The sequence below is a fragment of the Silvimonas sp. JCM 19000 genome, assembly GCF_054652575.1.
The window spans coordinates 1-21,631 of the sequence record NZ_BAAIHC010000025.1; the positions used below are offsets into that span (position 1 = coordinate 1).

The 21,631-nt window shown below is 62.5% G+C and carries 26 protein-coding genes; 16 read left to right on the top strand and 10 right to left on the bottom strand.

Annotation, left to right across the window (positions count from 1 at the left end; all coding sequences use genetic code 11):
* Positions 1-214 precede the first annotated feature (214 nt).
* The 6 genes from glyQ to ACYQ1A_RS17975 are packed head-to-tail and all read left to right on the top strand — an operon-like array spanning position 215 to position 5,746.
* Entirely contained in the window at positions 215-1,108 is an 894-nt protein-coding gene (glyQ, locus tag ACYQ1A_RS17950; protein ID WP_499364147.1) for a glycine--tRNA ligase subunit alpha, read from the top strand.
* 5 nt (positions 1,109-1,113) lie between these two features.
* Entirely contained in the window at positions 1,114-1,614 is a 501-nt protein-coding gene (locus ACYQ1A_RS17955; protein ID WP_499364149.1) for a hypothetical protein, read from the top strand.
* Between the two features lie 44 nt (positions 1,615-1,658).
* Positions 1,659-3,719 carry a glycine--tRNA ligase subunit beta gene (gene glyS, locus ACYQ1A_RS17960; RefSeq protein ID WP_499364152.1) on the top strand — a complete coding sequence of 687 codons (2,061 nt, stop codon included), beginning with the start codon at positions 1,659-1,661 and terminating at the stop codon, positions 3,717-3,719.
* Between the two features lie 29 nt (positions 3,720-3,748).
* Positions 3,749-4,315 (top strand): D-glycero-beta-D-manno-heptose 1,7-bisphosphate 7-phosphatase, encoded by a 567-nt coding sequence (gmhB, locus tag ACYQ1A_RS17965; protein WP_062225128.1) that lies wholly within the window; start codon positions 3,749-3,751, stop codon positions 4,313-4,315.
* A gap of 7 nt (positions 4,316-4,322) precedes the next feature.
* Positions 4,323-5,054 carry a lysophospholipid acyltransferase family protein gene (locus ACYQ1A_RS17970; protein WP_499364154.1) on the top strand — a complete coding sequence of 244 codons (732 nt, stop codon included), beginning with the start codon at positions 4,323-4,325 and terminating at the stop codon, positions 5,052-5,054.
* Positions 5,051-5,746 (top strand): M48 family metallopeptidase, encoded by a 696-nt coding sequence (locus tag ACYQ1A_RS17975; protein WP_499364157.1) that lies wholly within the window; start codon positions 5,051-5,053, stop codon positions 5,744-5,746. The genes ACYQ1A_RS17970 and ACYQ1A_RS17975 overlap by 4 nt, the downstream gene beginning before the upstream one ends.
* A 12-nt stretch (positions 5,747-5,758) precedes the next feature.
* On the opposite strand, the gene ACYQ1A_RS17980 is transcribed toward ACYQ1A_RS17975, so the two are convergent.
* The 10 genes from ACYQ1A_RS17980 to ACYQ1A_RS18025 are packed head-to-tail and all read right to left on the bottom strand — an operon-like array spanning position 5,759 to position 14,822.
* The gene (locus ACYQ1A_RS17980) at positions 5,759-6,403 is read right to left on the bottom strand and encodes a type II secretion system protein (protein WP_062225770.1); all 645 of its coding nucleotides are present in this window, start codon (positions 6,401-6,403) and stop codon (positions 5,759-5,761) included.
* 60 nt (positions 6,404-6,463) lie between these two features.
* Positions 6,464-7,162 carry a type II secretion system protein gene (locus ACYQ1A_RS17985; protein ID WP_499364161.1) on the bottom strand — a complete coding sequence of 233 codons (699 nt, stop codon included), beginning with the start codon at positions 7,160-7,162 and terminating at the stop codon, positions 6,464-6,466.
* Positions 7,134-8,327 carry a hypothetical protein gene (locus ACYQ1A_RS17990; protein ID WP_499364163.1) on the bottom strand — a complete coding sequence of 398 codons (1,194 nt, stop codon included), beginning with the start codon at positions 8,325-8,327 and terminating at the stop codon, positions 7,134-7,136. Before ACYQ1A_RS17990 ends, ACYQ1A_RS17985 begins: the two co-directional genes overlap by 29 nt.
* Entirely contained in the window at positions 8,324-8,569 is a 246-nt protein-coding gene (locus tag ACYQ1A_RS17995) for a hypothetical protein (protein WP_062225547.1), read from the bottom strand. Before ACYQ1A_RS17995 ends, ACYQ1A_RS17990 begins: the two co-directional genes overlap by 4 nt.
* Positions 8,566-9,054 carry a hypothetical protein gene (locus tag ACYQ1A_RS18000; RefSeq protein WP_062225548.1) on the bottom strand — a complete coding sequence of 163 codons (489 nt, stop codon included), beginning with the start codon at positions 9,052-9,054 and terminating at the stop codon, positions 8,566-8,568. Before ACYQ1A_RS18000 ends, ACYQ1A_RS17995 begins: the two co-directional genes overlap by 4 nt.
* A complete protein-coding gene (locus ACYQ1A_RS18005; protein ID WP_499364166.1) occupies positions 9,051-10,244 on the bottom strand; it encodes a hypothetical protein in 1,194 nt (397 codons plus the stop codon). The genes ACYQ1A_RS18000 and ACYQ1A_RS18005 overlap by 4 nt, the downstream gene beginning before the upstream one ends.
* Positions 10,241-11,428: a type II secretion system F family protein gene (locus ACYQ1A_RS18010; protein WP_499364168.1), complete on the bottom strand. Its 1,188-nt coding sequence runs from the start codon at positions 11,426-11,428 to the stop codon at positions 10,241-10,243. The genes ACYQ1A_RS18005 and ACYQ1A_RS18010 overlap by 4 nt, the downstream gene beginning before the upstream one ends.
* Positions 11,412-13,022 carry a GspE/PulE family protein gene (locus ACYQ1A_RS18015; protein WP_499364171.1) on the bottom strand — a complete coding sequence of 537 codons (1,611 nt, stop codon included), beginning with the start codon at positions 13,020-13,022 and terminating at the stop codon, positions 11,412-11,414. Before ACYQ1A_RS18015 ends, ACYQ1A_RS18010 begins: the two co-directional genes overlap by 17 nt.
* Positions 13,015-13,332, bottom strand: coding sequence for a hypothetical protein (locus ACYQ1A_RS18020; protein ID WP_499364173.1), 318 nt, complete (start codon positions 13,330-13,332; stop codon positions 13,015-13,017). Before ACYQ1A_RS18020 ends, ACYQ1A_RS18015 begins: the two co-directional genes overlap by 8 nt.
* The gene (locus ACYQ1A_RS18025; RefSeq protein WP_499364174.1) at positions 13,329-14,822 is read right to left on the bottom strand and encodes a type II secretion system protein GspD; all 1,494 of its coding nucleotides are present in this window, start codon (positions 14,820-14,822) and stop codon (positions 13,329-13,331) included. The genes ACYQ1A_RS18020 and ACYQ1A_RS18025 overlap by 4 nt, the downstream gene beginning before the upstream one ends.
* A gap of 460 nt (positions 14,823-15,282) precedes the next feature.
* Between ACYQ1A_RS18025 and ACYQ1A_RS18030 the strand changes: the two genes are divergently transcribed.
* From ACYQ1A_RS18030 to ACYQ1A_RS18075, 10 genes are all read left to right on the top strand, one after another.
* Positions 15,283-16,092 (top strand): ABC transporter ATP-binding protein, encoded by an 810-nt coding sequence (locus ACYQ1A_RS18030; protein WP_499364176.1) that lies wholly within the window; start codon positions 15,283-15,285, stop codon positions 16,090-16,092.
* Entirely contained in the window at positions 16,085-16,879 is a 795-nt protein-coding gene (gene mlaE, locus ACYQ1A_RS18035; protein WP_499364179.1) for a lipid asymmetry maintenance ABC transporter permease subunit MlaE, read from the top strand. The genes ACYQ1A_RS18030 and mlaE overlap by 8 nt, the downstream gene beginning before the upstream one ends.
* Entirely contained in the window at positions 16,879-17,370 is a 492-nt protein-coding gene (gene mlaD, locus ACYQ1A_RS18040; protein ID WP_499364182.1) for an outer membrane lipid asymmetry maintenance protein MlaD, read from the top strand. The genes mlaE and mlaD overlap by 1 nt, the downstream gene beginning before the upstream one ends.
* Positions 17,367-18,005, top strand: coding sequence for an MlaC/ttg2D family ABC transporter substrate-binding protein (locus ACYQ1A_RS18045; RefSeq protein ID WP_499364186.1), 639 nt, complete (start codon positions 17,367-17,369; stop codon positions 18,003-18,005). Before mlaD ends, ACYQ1A_RS18045 begins: the two co-directional genes overlap by 4 nt.
* Positions 18,002-18,274, top strand: coding sequence for an STAS domain-containing protein (locus ACYQ1A_RS18050; RefSeq protein WP_499364188.1), 273 nt, complete (start codon positions 18,002-18,004; stop codon positions 18,272-18,274). Before ACYQ1A_RS18045 ends, ACYQ1A_RS18050 begins: the two co-directional genes overlap by 4 nt.
* A 164-nt stretch (positions 18,275-18,438) precedes the next feature.
* Positions 18,439-19,344 carry an MlaA family lipoprotein gene (locus tag ACYQ1A_RS18055; protein ID WP_499364190.1) on the top strand — a complete coding sequence of 302 codons (906 nt, stop codon included), beginning with the start codon at positions 18,439-18,441 and terminating at the stop codon, positions 19,342-19,344.
* The gene (locus ACYQ1A_RS18060; RefSeq protein ID WP_499364191.1) at positions 19,341-20,243 is read left to right on the top strand and encodes an ABC transporter ATP-binding protein; all 903 of its coding nucleotides are present in this window, start codon (positions 19,341-19,343) and stop codon (positions 20,241-20,243) included. Before ACYQ1A_RS18055 ends, ACYQ1A_RS18060 begins: the two co-directional genes overlap by 4 nt.
* A gap of 111 nt (positions 20,244-20,354) precedes the next feature.
* Complete coding sequence (locus ACYQ1A_RS18065) at positions 20,355-21,110, top strand: ABC transporter permease (RefSeq protein WP_499364193.1); 756 nt, start codon at positions 20,355-20,357, stop codon at positions 21,108-21,110.
* 16 nt (positions 21,111-21,126) lie between these two features.
* Positions 21,127-21,366: a BolA family protein gene (locus ACYQ1A_RS18070; protein ID WP_499364195.1), complete on the top strand. Its 240-nt coding sequence runs from the start codon at positions 21,127-21,129 to the stop codon at positions 21,364-21,366.
* Positions 21,363-21,539, top strand: coding sequence for a hypothetical protein (locus tag ACYQ1A_RS18075; protein ID WP_499364196.1), 177 nt, complete (start codon positions 21,363-21,365; stop codon positions 21,537-21,539). Before ACYQ1A_RS18070 ends, ACYQ1A_RS18075 begins: the two co-directional genes overlap by 4 nt.
* Positions 21,540-21,631 lie beyond the last annotated feature (92 nt).

The following is a 21,631-nucleotide window of genomic DNA, read 5'->3' on the forward strand; positions in this document are numbered from 1 at the left end:
ACAAGCGGTTAAAAGCTTACCCAGCAAAAACGGGCACATCAAAACCCGCCACAGGCCAAGCGTTTAAAAGTCCAGTCCACTCCAGCAACACATCAACATCAAACCCCACCACCCACCCCCTCCCCCTCCCTCCGGCCCCTCCCCTCGCCCAAATCCCTCATTTACCAGTAGAATCCTGCGGTTTAATACCAAGCCCGCTGCCGGGAAATACGCAATGCTGACCTTCCAGGAAATACTGCTCAAGCTGCAAAACTATTGGGGCCAACAGGGCTGCGCGCTGCTGCAACCCTACGATATGGAAATGGGCGCGGGCACTTCGCATACCGCCACCTTTCTGCGCTCGATCGGCCCGGAACCATGGAACGCCGCATATGTGCAGCCGTCGCGCCGCCCCAAAGACGGCCGTTATGGCGAAAACCCCAACCGGCTGCAGCACTACTATCAATTTCAGGTGGTGCTTAAACCCAACCCCGACAACATCCTCGAACTGTACCTGGGCTCGCTGAAAGAACTCGGCATTGATCCCACCGTGCACGACGTCCGCTTTGTGGAAGACGACTGGGAAAACCCGACGCTGGGCGCGTGGGGTATGGGTTGGGAAGTGTGGCTTAACGGCATGGAAGTCACGCAGTTCACTTATTTCCAGCAAGTCGGCGGCCTTGATTGCAAACCGGTGCTGGGCGAAATCACCTACGGCACCGAACGCCTGGCGATGTATCTGCAAGGCGTGGAAAACGTCTACGACCTGGTCTGGACGCAATTCCCCAACGGCCAGAAAGTCACCTACGGCGACATCTACCATCAAAACGAAGTCGAACAATCCACCTACAACTTCGAGCATTCCAATGTCGAGTTGCTGCTGAGCCTGTTCAACAGTTTTGAAGGCGAAGCGCGCAAGCTGATCGAAGCCGGTCTGCCGTTGCCCGGCTACGAAATGATTCTGAAGTCGGCCCACACCTTTAACCTGCTGGACGCGCGTGGCGCCATCTCGGTGACCGAACGCGCCGCATACATCGGCCGCATCCGCACGCTGGCACGCATGGTGGCGCAGGCTTATTACGATTCGCGCGAGGCACTCGGCTTTCCGATGTGCCGGACCCAGGACTAAGCCCGATGAGCCGGCTGCGCCTGACGCTGATATTGACCGCCGCGCTGTGCCTGGGCGCGTGCGGCAAATACGACGACGGCACGCGCGGGCCCGATCCGGTGCCCAAAGACGCGCAATGGCGCAGCTATGGCGATATGCCGGATTTTGAAGTACTGGCCGATATCGACTCCATCACGCACAACGTGCGCGATGCCGACGACGAATACACCTATGTCTGGATGCTGCAGCACTTCAAGCAAGACCAGATTGATGGCGTTTCCAAAGGCAAGTACCGCAAAAAATACATGCGCCAGGCCATCCACTGCCCCAGCGGCCGCATGGCGGGCACGGCAGTGGAAATGCGCGACGAAGAAGACGTACAGGTCGCGCGCTACGACGTTCCTGGATATCAGTGGGAATTCGAAACGCCGTCCCCCGACACCTATGGTGCCGACTTTGTGCGCCAGGTCTGCAAGATCATGGCCGACAAAGAGGCCAAACAAGCACAAGAGTCTGGCAAACGCTGAAGGCGCACGCTGCGCCCAGATGAACCCATCACGAGTAAAAAACGATGTCGCAAACCCTGTTGATTGAACTGTTTACCGAAGAACTGCCGCCTAAGGCGCTGCCTAAGCTGGGTGCCAGCTTTGCACAAACGTTGTTTGATGAACTGGCCAAGCTGGGCTTCGTCGACAAGAGCGTCGAATACTTTACCTTTGCCAGCCCGCGCCGCCTGGCCGTGTCGATTCCGGACGTGGTGCGCGTGCAGCCCGATCAGCAGATCGAAAAGAAAGGCCCGGCTGTGGCCGCCGGTTTCAAGGATGGCCAACCGACGCCCGCACTGGCCGGTTTTGCCCGTTCTTGCGGCGTAACGCCCGAGCAGCTGGAAAAAACCCACGACGGCAAGCAAGACATTTTTGTGTTTCGCAGCACCAAAGCCGGGGAAGAACTGGCTGCCGTGTTGGCCGGTTTGATTGAACTGGCGCTCAAAAAACTGCCCGCGCCGCGCATGATGCGTTGGGGCGATCGCGATGGCGCGTTTATCCGCCCGATCCACGGCCTGCTGGCTATGCATGGCGCGGATGTGATCCCGGCGCACGCGCTGCATCTCAAATCCGGCCGCGTTACGCAAGGCCACCGCTTTTTGAGCAAAGGCCCGATCGAACTGGCGCACGCCGATGAATATGCGCGCGCCTTGTACGAAGCCGGTTGCGTGGTCGCCAATTTCACCGCGCGCCGCAACCTGATCGAAGACCGCCTGACCACGGCCGCCAAAGACGTCAACGCCACCATCGCGCCGTCGGCCGGTTTGCTGGACGAAGTAACGGCACTGGTGGAATGGCCGGTGGTGTACACCGGCGAATTCAGCGCTGACTTCCTTAAGGTGCCGCAGGAATGTCTGATCCTGTCGATGCAGCAGCATCAAAAATACTTTCCGCTGCTGGATAGCAACGGCAAGCTGCTGCCCAAGTTCCTTGTGGTGTCCAATCTGGAAACCAACGACCCGTCGCACATCATCCACGGCAACGAACGCGTGCTGCGCGCACGTTTGTCCGATGCCCAGTTCTTCTTTGAGCAAGACCAGAAGACCAGACTGGAAAGCCGCGTCGGCAAGCTGCGTAATGTGGTTTATCACAACAAGATCGGCAGCCTTTTCGAGCGCATCGAGCGCCTGGTCAAACTGGCGGGCGAGATCGCTCATAGTCTGGGCGCCGATCGTGCGCTGGCCGAGCGCGCTGCCTACCTGGCCAAGGCCGATCTGGTCAGCGATATGGTCGGCGAATTCCCTGAGCTGCAAGGCATTATGGGCATGTACTACGCCCGTCACGACGGCGAAAACGAAGTGGTGGCGCAAGCCATCGAAGGCCATTACCACCCGCGTTTTGCTGGTGACACCTTGCCGGAAGGCCCGGTGGCGCAAGCGGTATCGCTGGCTGACAAGCTGGAAGCCATAGTCGGCATCTACGGCATCGGCCTGATCCCGACCGGCGATAAAGATCCGTTTGCCCTGCGCCGCGCTGCCTTGGGCGTGCTGCGCATGTTGCTGCAATTGCCGCTGGATTTGACCGCGCTGCTGAACGCCACCGCCGCCACCTTCCCGCAAGGCGTGGTGTCGGACAACGTGGCCGCAGGCGTGGCGGACTTTATGCAAGAGCGGCTGAAAAACTATCTGCAGGCCGAATACCCGGCCGCCGATATCGAAGCCGTGCTGGCCTTGCGCCTGAACCGTTTCGATGACGTGTCCAAGCGTCTGGACGCGGTCGCAACCTTCCGCGCCCTGCCGGAAGCCGCCGCACTAGCCGCCGCCAACAAGCGGATTCGCAACATCCTGAAGAAAGTCGAAGGCGAAATCCCCGCGCTGAACCCGGCGCTGCTGGTGGAAGACGCGGAAAAAGCACTGCACGCCGCGTTCGTCAGTGTGGCCCCGTCGGTGCAAACCGCGCTGGCGGCACAAGACTTTACCGGCGCGCTGAAGCAACTGGCCGCACTCAAGGCGCCGGTCGATGCCTTCTTTGATGGCGTAATGGTGATGGCAGATGATCTGGCCGTGCGTGGTAACCGTCTGGCCTTGTTGTCCGGCCTGGCCGGCATCATGAACCAGGTGGCCGAATTGTCGTTGCTGGCGGAATAAACACAGTGCCGGACTGGATGGTGACCAACATGAAACTGCTGATTCTGGATCGTGACGGTGTCATCAACGAGGACAGCCCGGACTACATCAAGTCGCCGGATGAATGGATACCCATACCCGGCAGCCTTGAGGCCATGGGCGAGTTGTCACGCGCGGGCTGGTCGCTGGTGGTCGCCACCAACCAGTCCGGTGTGGCGCGCGGTTATTACGATGTGCAGATGCTTAACCGCATCCATGCCCGCATGTATAAAGCCGCCAACGAAGCGGGCGGGCATATCGACGCGGTGTTTTTCTGTCCGCACGGGCCGGAAGACGGCTGTGATTGTCGCAAGCCGTTGCCCGGCATGATTATCGATATCGCGCGGCGTTATCACATGCAGGCTGGCGACTGCATCATGGTCGGCGACAGCTTGCGCGATCTGCAGGCCATTGCTGCAGCGGGCGGCCATCCCATCCTGGTCCGCACCGGCAACGGTGTAAGCACCGAAGCCGCTGGCAATCTGCCCGCGGGTACGCTTGTTTTTGATAACCTGGCCGCAGTTGCGCGCCATCTGCTGACGCATGAAACCGTGCGCAGCGCCTCTACCGCTGAGTAAAGATTCCATGGTTCTGTTGCGTTCTTTGATCTACTGGCTGGGCTTTGTGCTGATCACGCCGGTGTACGCCATTCTGTCGCTGATGGCGCTGCCATTTCCGCGTGTGCCGCGTTATCGCTTTGTAACCGGCTGGTGCAAGATCATGGTGTTTTTGCTGCGCGTGGTGTGCGGCCTTCACTACAAGGTCATCGGCCGCGAAAACATCCTGAAGCAGCCCGCCATGCTGATGAGCAAACACCAGTCCGCCTGGGAAACCATGGCGCTGACGCAGTTTTTTCCGCCGCTGGTGTATGTGTTAAAGCGCGAACTGTTCAAGATTCCGTTCTTTGGTTGGGGCCTGCGTGTGGTGTCGCCGATTGCGATTGACCGCAGCAACCGCGCCGAAGCGCAACGTTTGCTGATGGAACAAGGCCACGAGCGCCTGCGCGATGGTTTCTGGATCGGCATCTTTCCGGAAGGCACGCGGGTGGCGCCGGGCAAACGCGCGCAATACAAGCAAGGCGGCGCACGTCTGGCCATCAGCCTGGGCGTACCCATCGTGCCGGTGGCGCTGAACTCGGGCGAATACTGGCCCAAGAATTCGCTTAAAAAATATCCGGGCACCATCACCGTTTCGATCGGCCCGGCCATCCAGACTGCGGGCCGCAGCGCCGACGAGATCACGCGCGAAGTCGAAAACTGGATCGAAACCGAGCTGGCCCGCATCGGCGGCACCGGCCCCTGCTATCCGCGCGCATGACCCTGCTCCGCTACGCCGCCGGTGCCGCCAGTTTTGACTGGAAGCTGGCGCGCAGTGCGCGCCGCCGCTCCATCGGCCTGAAGATTGATCGCGAAGGTCTGACCGTCGTGATCCCCGCGCGCGGCACCCAGGCCGACGCTGAAACCGCCATCCGCAACAAGCTGGGCTGGATACTCAAGCATCTGGCCCAGCGCGAAACGCTGACGCAAACCGCACCGCCGCAGCTGGAAAACGGCAGCGAAGTGCTGTGGCTGGGCGTGCCACACGCCATAGCCAGCCACGCCCCGCGCAGCCGCGTGGAAGAACCGTGGCTGCATCTGCGCGGTGAAAACCCCGAGCAATTGCTGGCCGCGTTTATCCGCTTTAGCCAGGCCACGGCGCGCGGCTACTTTGCCCTGCGCACGCAAGAATTTGCGCCACGTCTGGGCGTTAATCCGCGCCGCATTCTGCTGACTTCAGCACGATCACGCTGGGGCTCTTGCACCAGCCGCGGCGATATCCGCCTTAACTGGCGCCTGATGCAAGCACCCGCCAGCGTGATCGATTACGTCATCGTGCATGAGCTATGCCATTTGCTGGAGATGAACCACTCCGCCCGTTTCTGGGCGCATGTGGCCAGCATCTTTCCGCATTGGCAACGTGAGCGCGACTGGCTCAAGGCACACGGCCACCGTTTGATCGGCCCGGATTAAGGCCGGACGGCGCTAAGGCAGCAAGCGGATCGCCAGCGAAGCCGAGCCCGATTTCTGCCAGCAATCCGCCGCGGCGTCATACGCGTGCGCACCCTCGCCTGCGCTAACGCCGCTACGGATTTGCCCGCTATGCGGCAAGCCATCATCAAACTGCTGATCCAGCGCGCAGACGTAACGAATATCCACCGCCGCCGTCCCCGCTTGTTGCGCCACCAGCCAACTGCTATCGGCATCGGTGCCACCCACGCCTGTCTCACCCGGGGCCACCGCCCATGCGGTACCGGTGGGCATTTTGCGATCGCTGCTGACCAGCATGCCGCTTTGCTCACTCAACATGCGCCAGAAACTGCTGGCCTCAGCAGCGTTATCGATCAGGCCATTGCGGCCCCCGCCCGCGCTGCCTTCGCATTGCGTCGGCGTGCTGGCCTCGGCAGCGCAGCCGTCGCCTGGCCACGCGCCATAACGCTCGAAGTAAACCTGCATTGCGTTCTGTATTTTGTTGGCACTGGCATAAATGCTTTTGACGCGCGCGCCGTCGATCAAGGCGCGGCCTTTGAAGGCCATGCCCAGCAGCAGGCCAACAATCACCAGCACGGTCGCCATTTCGACCAGGGTAAAGCCGCCGGCGCGACGGTAAGGGGTGGGACGGACATGCATAAGGCGTTCTCCAGGTTAGGGGCAAACACCGATGCGGTAGCTCGTGGATGCGGGCGCTCGTCATGGCAAGCGTCCTGCGCGCAAGGCGATTTCGACCAGGCGCTCGTTATTGATCCAGAACAGCAGATCGTCAAAGGGCTCGTCGGGCGCTGCGCCGACGATAAATTCGCTGCCAACGCGGGCGTTGCGGGCCTGCCCGCCGTCGCCACCGCCGGACAAAGCACCCGGCCCGTGCGCGCCGTGTGCAATCAGCAAAAGCGGTATGCGCTGGGCAATGACATTGCCCGCCGCCACGTTATCCAGCAGCGTGATGTCCCCGCTGGAACACAACATAAAGCTCATCCCGGCGGGCGGTTTGGCATTGGGCGCGCAACTATCGCCCGGCGAGCGCGGTGCCAGATCGGCAAAGCTGGCGCTGACGCGATAGGTATAAGGGCGCTGCCACGCATCGACGCGCGCCACGGCCAGCGTCCGCCATGGCAGCGTGCCTTGTAAGGCGCTGCAGCGACCATCGGCATCGCGCGCTTCCAGCCCTTGCCGCCCCAGCGACACGGCCAGGGCGGCCGGGCAAGGCAAATGGCCATTGCGTACGGCAAAGGCCAGCAAGGTCTGGCCGATCTGATCTTGCTGGCGTCGCTCGGCCCGGCGCAGTTCGCCCTGGCGCAGCGTCTGCACCGCGCCAAGCATGCCCTGCAGCATCAGTCCGATGATCACCAGCACGATGGCCAGTTCAACGAGTGAGTAGCCATTGCGGCGCATCGCGGCTGCCCTCCGGTGTGGTCCAGCGATAAACCACGCGGTCTGCGCCAGCGGCGAAGGTATAAGCGCCTGCGCGCACATCCGCGGCCAGCGGGGGATGCGTGCTGAGGATGGCGGCCGCATCCCACTGGCGGCTACCGATGCGCAAGCGCAATGTGCGGGCGCAAGTGGCCAGCCCCGCAGTGGCGCTGGTGGCGTAATACAGATGGGCGTGCCAGCGGTTGCGATAGAGCCAGGCGCTGTCGACCAGCAGGGACGCGGGCACACGCCCGGTCAGGCGTTCAACCAGCAGATTCGACGCCAGCGGCGCACCGGCGCAAGCGTCGTCACCCGGCGTGGGCAAGCGGCCAAAGGCGCTGTGCCATGCACTGAGCAATTGCATGCTGTGACGCACGGCCCTGGCGTGCAAAGGTGGCATCAGGTCGCTGCGGCGGATGACGGCGATGCGGTCGTTCAAAAGCACCCGCCCGCGCGCATCGACCACGTCGCCCTGGGTGAAGGGTGCGGCCGTCAGCTCGATATTGCTGTACCTACGCCCGGACTGGGCAAGTGCTTCCAGATAGTTAGCCGGTTTGAGCAAGGCGGCCGCAGCATGACGCGTTTGCCCGGCGAGCGCATGGCCCGGGGCCAGCAGCACCGCCACCACCGGATCATCGCGGCTGGCCAGTGCCACCCCCGCCACCAGGTCATAGGCATCAAGCCATACGCCCGCGGTTGCCGGATTAAGCGGTGTGTTGTTGCCGTCCTGGTAGGGCTCGGCCAGCGCCAGCCATAAGGTCTCGCCCGCACTATCCGGACGCGCTTGCTGTTGCAGGCTGCGCCACGGCACCCGGCCCAGTCTGGACCCGGCACTGTTGCAGCTGGCGGTTTTGTCATTGCCCACGTACCCCGCCGCGGCGCTGCCCGGAATATGCAAATCCGGGCAGGGCAATGCCCCGGGACGAGCCAGATTGCTGACGCCGTTGCCACTTACACCGCGCCGTTGCACCGCCCAGTCGATCAGAATCTGACGCGCTTGCTGCAGCGCTTTACGCGTGGTGGCTTCGCGCGCCGCCACCGGCGTTTGCCGGGGCAGGCCCGCCACCTGCCATCCTGCCAACAGACTGAGCAGCAGCAAGGCCAGTAGCGCTACCGCACCGCGCTGATACCTCGGCGCTTGCGTCATGGTTGCAAGCTCCAGCTTTCGCCCACGCGCACCTCGATGGGCGCGCTGGCCACCGCCGTGCCATCCACCCAGCAGCGACGCAAGCGCGGCGCGTGCACGCAGGCACTAAGGCGCCAGCGTTGCTGTAGCGGCGCTTCGGCCTGCTGGCGCTGGGCCTCATCCGAAAACAGGCGTCCCCACGGCAGCGACTGGCTGGCCGTGGGCATCGCCACGAGCAGCAAGATCAACAAGACGGGCTTCATGATTTGGCCTCCAGCCGGGTGACGCCGTGCCAGTTCACTACGCAGCGCACTTGCAGTGCATAGGGAGTCGGCTCCATCGCACAATCCGACCAATGCAGCGCGCCGGGCCATTGCTTGAGCCAGGGCTCAAGTTGATCGAGCGCGGTTTCATCGTGTAATTCCAGCGCGAGCGTGGCTTCGATGTGCTGGGCGACCCAACCTTGCGTGGGCTGGCCGCGCACCTCGCGCAGCGCGACTTCAGTCAGCCGCCAGCTTGAGCCAGCCTGCGCAGTGAGTTCGCGCTGCCAACGCTGCAGATCGAGAACCTGCAACGCCTGGCGCTGCGCCAGGTAGTGCAGCCAGTTTTGCTGTTGCAGCGTTAGCCTGGCGGGTGTGCGCGCCAGCAGCGTGCCTGGCGGGTCCGGTCGGGTCGCCACGGCAATCGCCAATAACAAGGCCGCGCCGTGTAGCAACAGGTGGCTGGCCAGATCAAGCCGGCCGTTCATGGCGTGGCCTCCGCGCGTATCTGCAATTGCCACAGCGCCCGGTTGGAGGCTGGCAGCAATTGCCATGGCGTTTCGGCAAACCATGCGGCATCGGGCTCGAGCGCCCCGGTCATGCCGTTATCCACATCGGTGCTGAAGCTGAGCTGCACATGGGCCTGCCTGCCCCAGCTCTGCTGCCATTCCAGCCGCTGTACCGCCTGGCCTGGATGTTGTGCCAGCACCAGCGAAAGCTGGCGCAAGCGCTCCGGCAGCGCGCTGTCCTGGGGTGGCAACTGTTGTAGCACCGCGCGCGCAATGTCGGTTTCAGTCCAGTCCGGCATCGTGCTGAGCGGCGCTGGCCGGTGGGTGTGCCAGGACGCGCCCGCGTAGAGCAATGCCAGCAAGCCCAGCGTGGGTGAGGCCCATGCAGCCAGGCGCCGCGTGCGCGTCAGCCAGCAATGGCGCGCGACAGCGCTGGGGCGCGGGTACTCGCTGGCATCATCGCGCCATGCTTGCACGCGCGCGGGCGTGGCAGCTTGCCATTGCAGCTGGGGATAGCGCGCCAGCAAGGCCGGTTCAAGCGGCACTTCGCTGCGGCATGGCAGCGGATCGCGGCCGTTCCACCAATGCTGTTCCTGCAAATGCTGCAGGGTGGCTTCGAGGTCGATATGGGCTTGCGCGCTATCGGCCGCGCCTGGGCACAAGCGGGTAAAGCGCAGCACATCGGTGGACAACCACAGGTGGCGGGTGCCGTCGATCAAACCCGCTGCGATATATAACTGCGCACCGCGCGCAGCGGCCGCCAGCGCCAGCGTGTGGCTGTGACATGCCTGCACCGCGTGCCCCGCCGCCAGCAAGGCGGCCACCAGTTGATTAAGCAGCGCCGGACTCTGCAATTGCAGCAGCAAAGCCGGCGCGTCCGCCCCATCGCCCGGATTGAGCCAGCGGCCCCAGCCCGCTTCTTGCGCGCCCGGGGGTTGAATCCGCGCGGCCATCAGCTTGCGCTGGTCGCGCACGCGTTGGGCGCGCAGCGGGCTGGCCACCACTTGTTCGTCGGGCCGATCCAGCCATACCGCCACCGGCCCCGGCGGCAGGCTGCGCAACAGGCCATCAATCGTGGCGACCGTGGCGACGGCCTCATGCAGCAAATGCGGGCCGGACCACGCTTGCCAGCGCTGGGCGCCGATCAGGATGCGCGTGCGTTGTTTCATCGCAATCCACCCAGGCTGTCAAACACCGGCCCCAGCACCGCCAGCATGACCCACGCCAACAATCCGCCCAGCACCAAGGTGAGCAGCGGCTCGATCATTGCTTGCATGCGTTCGGTTTGCTGCCGCACCGCTTGCTCGCAACTGCTGGCCAGCTGCTGCAACGCGCTGCCGAGCTGGCCCGTGGTTTCGCCAGTCCGCAGCAAACCGGCCAACAAAGGCGGTGCCGGCTGGATCTGGCCCAGCGCCGCGGCGAGGGTCTGGCCTTGTTCGATCTGCTGCCGCGCGCGGTGCAGGGCCAGGCGCAGATGCCGATTGCCGATGCCCGCTTCGGCCAGCGCCAGCGCCTGCAGCACGGGCACCCCGGCGTCATAGAGCAAGGCCAGGCTGCGGGCGTACTGTGACCATGCGTTGTGGCAGTGCAAACGACCGCTCACGGGCCAACGCAAGCGCGCCAGCGCGAGTGTGGTCTGGAGCGTGGGTGATACACGTCGCGCCAGCATCAATGCCGTCAGCGCCAGCGCGCCGCTGAGTAAAACCACCAGGCCCCAGCGCTGCACCCCATCGGCCAATATCAGTAAAGCGCGCGTCGCCAGCGGCAAGGGCGCGCCGGTGCTGGCGACAAAGTCGCGCACCTGCGGCAGCAAATAAACCAGCAGAAAAGACATCGCGCCCAACAGCACTGCCCCCGCGAACAGAGGGTAGGCCAAGGCTTTGCGGGTCTGGCGTTGCATTTGCTGGCGCCAGGCAAAGTGGCGCTGCAGATCGGCCAGCACTGCCAGCAACTGGCCGCTGGCTTCGCCCGCCGCCACGCCTTGCAATAGCAGCGGATCAAAACTGGCCGCGTTGGCTTGCATGGCCTGGGTCAGCGTTGCACCGCGCTGCAAGTGCTGGTGCAACTGGCGCAAGGGTGCGGCAAGCGCGGCATCGGTGCTGCCCGTACTCAGCTCGGCCAAGGCATCAAGCAGAGGCACGCCTGCGGCCAATAGTTGGTGCAGCTGAAAACACAGCACACCGTGCGCCGCCAGCGGCAGCTGCCGTGGCTTGCGCACCCGCACCGGCCGGGCCCGTAACAACACCAGTCGGGCATCCAGTAATTGCTGTTGCAGCTCGGCGACCGACCTTGCGTCTTGCTGGCCCTGGCATGCGACACCCGCAACGCTTAGCGCTTTATAGCGATAACGCATCGTCCACCTCCGTACCCAGCACGCGTTCGACCTCGATCTGGTCGGTGACGCCCGCCTCGACATAGGCCATGGCCTGTTGCTGCAGCGATAAATAGCCGCGTTGCTGCAGCACGGGCATGGCCAGTTGCAGCCGCGCGGGATCGAGCAAGGCGCAAACCATGGCCGGATTAAGCGGCAGCAAGGACATCACCGCGGCCCGCCCGCGATAGCCATAGCCGTGGCAGACCGGGCAACGCTCGGCCGGGCGTTGCGGCGACGGGCAAACCGGGCAGCCTTTGCGCAACAGACGCTGCGCCACCACGCCGATCAGGCATGCGCTGAGCATGGCGGCCGAGACGCCAAGGTCGAGCAAGCGCGGCAAGGCGCCGATGGCCGAATGCGCATGCAGGGTGGCCAGGACGCGGTGGCCAGTTAGCGCAGCGCGCACTGCCATGGCGGCGCTGGCGCTGTCGCGGATTTCGCCGATCAACAGAATGTCGGGGTCCTGCCGCATCAGCGCACGCACCCCTTCTGCAAAATCGAGTTTGACCGCCTCGCCCAGCGAACACTGGCGGATGCCCGGCAACCGGTATTCGACCGGGTCTTCCAGCGTCATGATGTTGACCCCGCTGGTATTCAGCTCGCTGAGGATGGAATACAGCGTGCTGGTCTTGCCGCAGCCCGTCGGCCCGGTCAGCAACAACAAACCGCCGGGTTGGCGCAGCATTTTGCGCAGCACCGCCAGCGATTGCGCGGGCAAGCCCAGTTGCGTCAGCGGCAGCACGCCGCGAGCGCGATCGAGCAGGCGTAACACCAGATTTTCGCCTGCCAGCACCGGCAGGCTGGCAGCACGGATATCGAGGATGCGATGGCCGCAAGTGCGGCTAAAGCGGCCATCCTGGGCGGCGCGGGTTTCCGCGATATCCATGCCGGCCAGCAATTTGAGCTGTACCAGCAGACCCGGCCAGACTTCGCGCTGCACCAGGCGGCGGGTGCGCAGCACGCCATCAATGCGATAACGCAGACGCAGATGCGCGCGCTCGGGCTCCAGATGGATATCCGATGCGCCGTTGGCGGCCGCGTCTTCCAGCAACAGATCAACCCATTGGGTTAGCGCTGCGCCGTCGGCCCCGGCGTGCAGGCGGTTGATCCATTCATCCAGATCGGCCGGGCGGTGGTAGTGCTGCTCGATGCCGGCCAGCAAGGCAGATTCGGCCACCACAAAGGTGACCACCGCGCAACCCGGCGGCAGGGTCCAGCGCAGATGATCGAGCAGGGGCAAGGGGTTGGCGCTGCTGACGGCCAGGGTGAGCTGTTTGCTGGCGGCGTCGTAACTGAGCGGCAGGATGCGATGTTCGCGCGCCAGTTGCTCCGGCACCAGCGACAGCGCCAACGGGTCCAGCGGCGCTTGCGGCAGATCGTGTACGGGTTGGCCGCAGCGCTCCAGCAGCACGCCATCCAGATCGGCCTGTGACAAAAAGCCAAGGCTACACAGCTGCTGCCCTAACAAGACGCCTGCACGTCGTTGCTCACGCAACGCAATCTGCAACTGATCGAGATCGATCAGACCGCGCGCCATCAAATCTTCGCCGAGACGGGTACGAGTACTATTCATTGCGGGCTACTCCTGCGGCCGAGCCGTCATCAAGCCGCCAATGCCACGGCGCGACTTGCTGCGCCCGAGGCACCAGCGTGATCAGCTGGACCGTTTGTGAAGAAGGGGTGGGTAAAACTGCGGGGGAACTTGCAGAAGCGGTCGCGCTGGCACGGGCATAGGCGCGATCCCGCCATGCCGACCAGCTGGCGGCGGCCAAGGGGGCGGCGTGGCGGGTTGGCGTGGTAGCCGTCGGCCAGTACATCTGCACGCCGACCACGGCCGCCAGCAGCAATGCGGCCAGGCAAAAACGCAAGACGGTGGCGATCATGGCCGGTCCTCCGGCGCATGCAGCAGGCCCGCATCGAAGGCCGGATGCCAGTCGCCACGCTGGGCAGCAAACACGGATTCGGGCGGGATGGGGGGATGGCTGGCAGGGGGCAAGGCGGCATCGGCATCAAGCGTCACCGGCCGCAAAAACACCACCAGCTCCACGCGCCGCACCTGGTCATCGCGATAACTGAACAGATCGCCCAGGCCCGGCAGGCGCGATAGTCCGGGCACGCCATTGCGTTGCAGTTGCTGGCTTTCCTGAATCAAGCCGCCCAGTACGGCCCATTGCCCGGAACGCACGCGCAAGGTGGCATCCAGTTCGCGCACTTGCAGCACCGGCACCTGGCTGCTGACCGGCGTGCTGCCTTCGCGCGCCAGCAGCTTGACCGCAGGGTCATCCACCCAGCTGCGGATATTGGTAATGGTGGGGCGCACGTTCAGCGCGATTACGCCATCGGTGGAAATCTGCGGCAGCACCTGCAGCACCAGGCCTATGGGCACGGTGTGCAGCTTGCTGGTGTATTGACGGCGGTTGATATCGCCGTCCTTGTTGCGGTCTTCGGCCAGCTCCAGCGTGAAGTAAACCTGCTCGTCCACCACTTTCATCACGGCAGTCTGATTGTTGAGCGCCATGATCTTGGGGCTGGAAAGCACGCGGATCTGGCCAAACTGCTCCAGCCAGCGCAACGCAAAATTGCTCCCCGCTGTCACGCCGCCGCTAAGTAAAGCCAGCGGCGCATCAAGCAAGGCGGCACCATTCAGGCTTTGCGCCAGTTGCCAACCGCCTGCGCCGCCGGTGAGCCAGCGCCAGTCTATGCCCGCCTGGTAGCGATCATTGAGCGCGACCTCCACAATGCTGGCCTCGATCAGCACCTGGCGCTGGGCATGGCTTTGCATTGCATTGAGCCAGTCGGCCACCTTGCGCTGCTCCGCCTGACTGGCCACGACCGCAACCAGACCGGTTTCGGGATGCACGATGACCTGGCGCGGCGCTTCTGGCTGATCCGGCAGCGTGGCAATGGCGGCAGTAGCGCTGGCCACCACGGGGGCGGGCGCCGGGGCCGGCGTGGTAACGGTTACGCCGATCAAGCGGCGCAGATGGCTTTCCAGCGCGCTCCAGAAGGCATGATCGGCGCTGCTATCGAGCAAGGTGGTCGAGGTATTCACCGGCCGCGCGCTGCCGGGGTCGCCCGTGGTCACCGAATTGGCCAGCGTTACGGTGGCGCGTACCTTGCGCGTCAGATTCAGATAATCGACCGGGTAGGTGACCAGATACGGTGTATCCGGCTCCACCCGTACCGTGCTGCCCTGCAACTGCCAGCGGATTGGTGCCTGCCTCGCAATGCGGTCGAGCAGTTGCGGCAGCGTCTGGTCGAGCGCATTCAGCGTGATCAGCCCGCTGACGCCGGGGTGTAGATCAAGATCGACGCGGGCATCACGCGCCAGGGTGAACAGCAGCGCGGCCAGCGGCTGCTGATACGCAATCACCGAAAAACGCCGGGGCCGGGACGCTACGGTGCTGGCCCTGGCGGGGGCAGCGGCGGCGCGGGGTTGCACTGCAGCAACAATCGGCAAGCCACTGGGCGGACTGGCAACCGGGTGCAAAGACAGAGGCCGCGGCCCGGCCGATGGCAGAGGCGCGCAGGCGGCCAGCAACAGCAGAATCAGCGTGCCGGGAAAAAGTGTGAATCCTACCAGGACTTGCATGGGTGCTCGGATCTGGCCGCAGCCAGGGCAATGGCGAAGCCCCAAAAATTAAATCCCTTCAGCCTGCGAAATATTGACGCGACACAGGCTGACAAATTCCTATATTTGTCTGAATTGCACCTGTCAAATGAGAATGGATTGGTGCCACTGATCTTCTATGACAATGTCTTGGACTGGCGGCGGGTCGGCTTTCCTCCTAAAATAGCCGTCTTTGTACTGACCAGTCTAAACCGGCAGATTCATGTCCACTCCGATCGTCCAGCTTGACCAGGTTCGCTTTGGCTACGGCGACCACGACATCCTTAGCGATCTTTCGCTGACGGTGCAGCGTGGTCAGGTGGTAGCCATCATGGGCGGCTCGGGTTCCGGCAAGACCACCCTGCTCCGCCTGATTGGCGGCCAGTTGCGCGCGCGCGCCGGCCGTGTGCTGGTGGATGGCGACGACGTGGGGGCGATGAGCGAGCGCACGCTGTATGGCATGCGCCGCAAGCTGGGCATGCTGTTTCAGTTTGGCGCGCTGTTTACTGATTTGTCGGTGTTCGACAACGTGGCGTTTCCGCTGCGGGAACGCGCCAATCTGCCCGAGTCCATCATCCGTGATCTGGTGATGATGAAGCTGCAGGCGGTGGGTTTGCGCGGCGCGGTCAATCTGATGCCGTTTGAATTATCGGGTGGTATGGCACGCCGCGTGGCCCTGGCCCGCGCCATTGCGCTGGACCCGATGCTGATGCTGTACGACGAGCCGTTTACCGGGCTCGACCCGATTTCGCTGGCCACCATCGGCCAGTTGATCCGCGAACTGAACGACGCCCTGGGCGCCGCTTCGATTGTGGTGACTCACGATGTGGCCGAGTCTTTGTCGCTGGTGGATTACGTTTATTTTATGGCCGACGGCAAGGTGATCGCCCAGGGCACCCCGGACGAAGTGCGCGCATCGGAACATCCGTTCGTGAAGCAATTCATTAATGGCGAGCCCGATGGCCCGCTGCCGTTCCATAAGCCAGCGGCGCCTTACGCTCAGGATCTGGGGCTGGAGATCGTCCGTGCGTGACCGGTTTATTGCTTTTTTCTCGTGGTTAGGCCATCCGTTTACCAATGCCCTGATCAAGCTGGGCTTTGCCAGCCGTTTTCTGGTGGCTTTGCTGCGGCATTCGCCAATGGCGTTTATCCGCTTTCGCCTGACCATGCGCGAGATCTGGTTTGCGGGCGTTTTGTCCGTGCTGATTATCGCGGTGTCCGGCCTGTTTATCGGCATGGTGCTGGCATTGCAGGGCTACGACACGCTGGTACGCTTTGGCGCATCGTCTTCACTGGGCATTCTGGTGGCGTTGTCGCTGGTGCGTGAACTCGGCCCGGTTGTGGGTGCCTTGCTGTTTGCCAGCCGCGCGGGTTCGGCCATCACCGCAGAAATCGGCCTGATGAAAGCAGCCGAGCAGTTGTCGGCCATGGAAATGATGGCGGTCAACCCGATGGCACGCGTGATTGCGCCGCGTTTCTGGGGTGGCGTGATCTCGATGCCCTTGCTGGCCGCGATGTTCAGCACCATGGGCATTTTTGGCGGCTATCTGGTGGGGGTGCAGTTGCTGGGGCTGGACCCCGGCAATTTCTGGTCACAGATGCAGGGCACGGTAGATTTGCGCTTTGACGTCATGAATGGCGTGATCAAAAGCGTATTTTTTGGTATCGCCGTGTCGCTGATCGCGGTGTTTGAAGGCTTTGACGCGCCGCCGACGCCTGAAGGGGTTTCGGGCGCCACTACCCGCACGGTGGTGACGTCGGCATTGGTTATTCTTGGTCTGGACGTAATCCTGACCGCATTCATGTTCCGGGGTATTTGATGAAACGTGGAATGATCGACTTCTGGGTCGGGTTGTTCGTTGCTGCGGGGATCGCAGCCATTCTGTTCCTGGCGCTGCGCGTCAGCAGCACCAGCAGCCTGCCGGCGCGCTCCACCTATACCTTGACGGCCAACTTTGAAAATATCGGCGGCCTTAAAGTACGTGCCCCGGTCAAAAGCGCGGGCGTGGTAGTGGGACGTGTCACGAGTATCGACCTGGACACACAGCGCTATGTGGCCCGTGTCACCATGGCCATGGACAAACACTATGAATTCAGCCGCGATTCTTCGGCTGAAATCCTGACTTCGGGCATCCTGGGTGAGCAGTACATCGGCATCACCCCGGGCGCGGACAACAAGATGCTGGTACAAGGCAGCACCTTCAAGCTGACTTCGTCCGCCATTGTTCTGGAACAACTGATCAGCCGCTTCTTGTTCAGCAAAGCAGAAGACGGCAGTAGTAACGAAAAATCGACGGAGAATGCTCAATGATGCAGTTCAAGAAATGGCTGGTGGCGCTGACTGCGGCCGCCCTGCTGCCGACCGCCTTTGCGGTCAACCCGACGACGGACGCGCCCGATGCCATCGTGCGCGGCGTCAGCAAAGACGTGCTGGATATCATCAACAAGAACGACAAAGACCCAGCCAAAGTGCGCGAGCAGGCCGATGCCCGCATGTTGCCGCTGGCCGACTTCAGCCGCATGACCACGCTGGCCGTGGGGCGTTACTGGAAAAGCGCCACGCCAGACCAACAAGCCGCGCTGACCAAAGAATTCCGCACCATGCTGGTCCGTACCTACCTGACCGCACTGACCGTGTATAAAGGCGCGCAAGTCAACGTCAAAGGCACGCGCCCGGGCGATTCGGCGGACGAACAAACCGTGCAGACCGAGGTAAGCCTGCCGGGCCAGAAGCCGGTGGCGCTGGACTTCTACTTTGAAAAGACCGATGCCGGCTGGAAAGTATTCGACATCGCGGTAGAAGGCATCAGCTTTATCAACAGCCATCGCAACCAGTTCGCCAGCGTCATCCGCAAAGACGGCATCGATGGTCTGATCAAGCAACTGGCCGCCGGTAACGCCGGCCAGTCCGGCGGCGCCGCCGCCAGCAAGGGCGCCAGCAAGTGAGTAGCGCCACCATGACCCCGCAAGGCGGCATCACCATGGATAACGCGGGCGGGCAACTGCAAGCCATCCAGTGGCCCGCCAGCGGCGACGTGGTGATTGATCTGGCCGAGGTCGGCGCTGTCGATTCAGCCGCGGTGTCGGTGCTGTTGCACTGGCAGCGCGAAGCCAACCGGCGGCAACTGCAGCTGCAACTGGCCAATGTGCCGTTGGCGCTGCAAGAACTGATCCGGTTGTATGGCGTGCAAACGCTGCTGCCAGCCGGTACCTGAACGTGCTCTGTAAACAAAACCCCGCAGCCCGGGGTTTTGTTTATTGGTTTTTATTGAAATTGCTCCACCTTGCTTTTTGCTCGTGCCTCACCCGATCTGGCGAGATAAGCCAGCGCTAAACCACATACAATCCAGATAACCAGTCTCCACCGAGAGCCGCACCGATGCGCCGCCTGATCCTGATTGCTGCCCTGTTACTGTCGGCTTGTGCCACGCCACAGAACAACTATGACCCGCTTGAGAAAGTAAACCGGGGTATTTTTGTTGTTAACAACGTGGTCGACCACACCCTGGTCCGCCCCGTCGCCGTGTTCTACAACGATTTCACCCCGCAGCCCATCAAGCAGGGCACCACCAACTTCTTTGGCAATATCGACGATCTGTTCTCCAGCGTCGGCTCTTTGCTGCAAGGCAAGTTCACTGAAACCGCCAGAACGCTGGGCCGCGTGGCAGTGAACTCCACCATCGGCGTGCTCGGCATCTTTGACTGGGCCTCGAACATGAATCTGCCCAAGCCGGATGAAGATATCGGCCAGGCCTTTGGTTCATGGGGCATAGGCACCGGCCCTTATCTGATGCTGCCTTTGCTGGGCCCGTCCGATCTGCGTGATGTGGTCGATCCGACTGTGCGCGCTTTTGCTGGCCCGATTACCTGGTTTGATGTCGATACCAGCTGGAAAATTGTCTACACCGTCATCGGTGGGGTAAACCTGCGCGCACAAGTGCTGCCGCTGGACGCGATGATCGAATCGCAACCCGATCCTTATGCCTATATCCGCGATGCTTATTTGCAACGTCGCTGGTACAAGGTGTACGACGGCAATGCGCCGCATCCACTGAAGATGGGTGAAGACGACGCCGATGACGCTGCCGATGATCCGGGCCCGACGCCAGCCGCCAAACCCGCGGCCGCTGCCAGCCAGCCCGCCGCCGCCATCGCCCCGGCGGACACCGTGAGCGACGCCGCCCCTGCCGCAGCCGTAGCCAGTGGCGCAGCCCCTGCCGCCGTCGCCAGCGCGGACGCGCCCCCTGTGGCTGCCGATGCGTCCGCCGCCGGAGTCACGCAGTGAGTGCCATCGAGTTCAACCAGGTCGTCAAACATTACGGCCAGTTCCAGGCGCTGAAGTCGGTCAGCTTTAATGTCGAAGAGGGCGATTTTTTTGCCCTGCTCGGCCCGAATGGCGCCGGCAAGACCACGTTGATCTCTATCCTGGGCGGCCTGGCGCATGCCACCTCGGGTTCGGTGCGCATCATGGGCCACGATGTGGCCACCGATTACCGCAATGCCCGGCGCGCCGTCGGCATCGTGCCGCAAGAACTGGTGTTCGATCCGTTCTTTAATGTGCGCGAGACCCTGCAGTTTCAGTCCGGCTATTTTGGCCTGAAAAAAAACGACGACTGGATCGATGAGATCCTCGCCAGCCTGGGCCTCACCGACAAAGCACACAGCAATATGCGCGCGCTGTCGGGCGGCATGAAGCGCCGCGTGATGGTGGCGCAGGCGCTGGTGCACAAGCCGCCCGTCATCGTGCTGGATGAGCCCACCGCGGGCGTCGATGTCGAATTACGGCAGACGCTGTGGCAGTTTATTCGTCGGCTGAATCAGCAAGGCTCCACCATCGTGCTGACCACGCACTATCTGGAAGAAGCCGAAGAATTGTGCAATCGCATCGCCATGCTCAAGCAAGGCCAGCTGATTGCGCTTGAAGACAAAGCCACGCTGCTGAACAAAGGCAAGTCGCGCACCTTGCGGCTCAAGTTGCAGCAAGGCACCCTGCCCGCCAGCCTGCAGCCGCTGGTGGTGTCGCAAGATGGCCAGCAATATGACCTCAAGCTCAGCGATGTAGCCGTGCTAGATGATTTGCTGGCCCAGATCAAACAAGCGGGCGTAACGCTGCGCGATATCGAAATCAACAAGCCCGATCTCGAAGATATCTTCGTCGAAACCATGCACGGCCCTGCCGCCTGAACCTTGATTGCGCCACTCACCGCGCCGGTGGGTGGCCAGCCAGGCTATCATTGCACGCCATACGCGCTACCCCGCGCCCACACCTGATCAGAACAAGCAGATCCGACCCCGATGCAAGGCTTTCAAACCCTTTTTTATAAAGAGCTACTGCGCTTCTGGAAAGTCAGTTTCCAGACCGTGCTGGCGCCGATCCTGACCGCGTCTTTGTATCTGCTGATTTTTGCGCATGTGCTGGACAGCCATGTGCAGCCGTATCCGGGCGTGCGCTATACCGCGTTCCTGATTCCTGGCCTGGCCATGATGTCGATGCTGCAGAACGCGTTTTCCAACACCAGCTCATCCATCATCCAGTCCAAGATCACCGGCAATCTGGTGTTTATCCTGCTGCCGCCGCTGTCGCATCTGGAGTTCTTTGCCGCCTATGTGCTAGCCGCCGTGGTGCGCGGCATCATCGTCGGCCTGGGCGTGCTGCTGGTGACGCTGGTGTTTGCAATTCCACCGGTGCAGCATCCGCTGTGGGTGCTGGTGTTTGCGCTGATGGGCTGTGCCGCCATGGCCATCCTGGGCCTGATCGCCGGCATCTGGGCCGACAAGTTCGATCAGCTGGCCGCGTTCCAGAACTTCCTGATCATGCCGCTGACGTTTTTGTCGGGCGTGTTCTACTCGATTCATAGCCTGCCGCCGTTCTGGCAGGCCGTGTCCAACTGGAACCCGGTGTTCTACATCATCGATGGTTTCCGCTACGGATTTTTTGGTGTGGCCGACGTTTCGCCCTGGCTGGCGCTGTCGGTCAGCGGTGCGGCGTTGTTTGCGCTCGCCTTGCTGGGCCATCACCTGATAAAATCCGGTTACAAATTAAGGCACTAGAGAAAGCTGCTTCGTCATGACCCCTGAGCAAGTACAAAACCTGATCACCGATCGCCTGTCCGCCACCGCCTGTGAAGTCAATGGCGACGGTGCGCATTTCTATGCCCGCATCGCTTCGCCGCGCTTTGACGGCCTGGGCTTGCTGGCCCGCCACCGCCTGGTTAAAGACGCCCTCAAGGACGTCATCGATTCCGGCGAACTGCACGCGCTTTCGCTGGAAAAAACCCTCACTCCCGCCGAATGGGCCGCACGGTGAGCGACAACAAACGCTTTAGCCTTGATGCCATCGACGACAACAAGGCAGCGCTGGAAGCGGCAAAACTCAACGACAAAGGCTCGCGCGATCCTGCGATACAGAAGATCGTGGCGTTAACCAATCTGCCGTTGTTGATTGCCGTGGTGGCGTATCTGCTGTGGAAATTTCTGTAAGTTCTTCGTTTTTCGCTGCGTAATTTCCCATCGGGGCCGATGGGCGCAGTGCTTGCCTTAACCGTTTTTTGCCGGGTCGCGACAGTAACATC

Coding starts and splice junctions, on each gene's coding strand:
- ACYQ1A_RS17995 (WP_062225547.1), bottom strand. CDS start 8,569: ATGAAGCCCGTCTTGTTGATCTTGCTGCTCGTGGCGATGCCCACGGCC.
- ACYQ1A_RS18065 (WP_499364193.1), top strand. CDS start 20,355: ATGCAAGGCTTTCAAACCCTTTTTTATAAAGAGCTACTGCGCTTCTGG.
- ACYQ1A_RS17990 (WP_499364163.1), bottom strand. CDS start 8,327: ATGACGCAAGCGCCGAGGTATCAGCGCGGTGCGGTAGCGCTACTGGCC.
- ACYQ1A_RS18015 (WP_499364171.1), bottom strand. CDS start 13,022: ATGAATAGTACTCGTACCCGTCTCGGCGAAGATTTGATGGCGCGCGGT.
- ACYQ1A_RS18030 (WP_499364176.1), top strand. CDS start 15,283: ATGTCCACTCCGATCGTCCAGCTTGACCAGGTTCGCTTTGGCTACGGC.
- ACYQ1A_RS18055 (WP_499364190.1), top strand. CDS start 18,439: ATGCGCCGCCTGATCCTGATTGCTGCCCTGTTACTGTCGGCTTGTGCC.
- ACYQ1A_RS17955 (WP_499364149.1), top strand. CDS start 1,114: ATGAGCCGGCTGCGCCTGACGCTGATATTGACCGCCGCGCTGTGCCTG.
- ACYQ1A_RS17970 (WP_499364154.1), top strand. CDS start 4,323: ATGGTTCTGTTGCGTTCTTTGATCTACTGGCTGGGCTTTGTGCTGATC.
- mlaD (WP_499364182.1), top strand. CDS start 16,879: ATGAAACGTGGAATGATCGACTTCTGGGTCGGGTTGTTCGTTGCTGCG.
- glyQ (WP_499364147.1), top strand. CDS start 215: ATGCTGACCTTCCAGGAAATACTGCTCAAGCTGCAAAACTATTGGGGC.
- ACYQ1A_RS18005 (WP_499364166.1), bottom strand. CDS start 10,244: ATGAAACAACGCACGCGCATCCTGATCGGCGCCCAGCGCTGGCAAGCG.
- gmhB (WP_062225128.1), top strand. CDS start 3,749: ATGAAACTGCTGATTCTGGATCGTGACGGTGTCATCAACGAGGACAGC.
- ACYQ1A_RS17980 (WP_062225770.1), bottom strand. CDS start 6,403: ATGCATGTCCGTCCCACCCCTTACCGTCGCGCCGGCGGCTTTACCCTG.
- ACYQ1A_RS17975 (WP_499364157.1), top strand. CDS start 5,051: ATGACCCTGCTCCGCTACGCCGCCGGTGCCGCCAGTTTTGACTGGAAG.
- glyS (WP_499364152.1), top strand. CDS start 1,659: ATGTCGCAAACCCTGTTGATTGAACTGTTTACCGAAGAACTGCCGCCT.
- ACYQ1A_RS18045 (WP_499364186.1), top strand. CDS start 17,367: ATGATGCAGTTCAAGAAATGGCTGGTGGCGCTGACTGCGGCCGCCCTG.
- ACYQ1A_RS18020 (WP_499364173.1), bottom strand. CDS start 13,332: ATGATCGCCACCGTCTTGCGTTTTTGCCTGGCCGCATTGCTGCTGGCG.
- ACYQ1A_RS18010 (WP_499364168.1), bottom strand. CDS start 11,428: ATGCGTTATCGCTATAAAGCGCTAAGCGTTGCGGGTGTCGCATGCCAG.
- ACYQ1A_RS17985 (WP_499364161.1), bottom strand. CDS start 7,162: ATGCGCCGCAATGGCTACTCACTCGTTGAACTGGCCATCGTGCTGGTG.
- ACYQ1A_RS18070 (WP_499364195.1), top strand. CDS start 21,127: ATGACCCCTGAGCAAGTACAAAACCTGATCACCGATCGCCTGTCCGCC.
- ACYQ1A_RS18000 (WP_062225548.1), bottom strand. CDS start 9,054: ATGAACGGCCGGCTTGATCTGGCCAGCCACCTGTTGCTACACGGCGCG.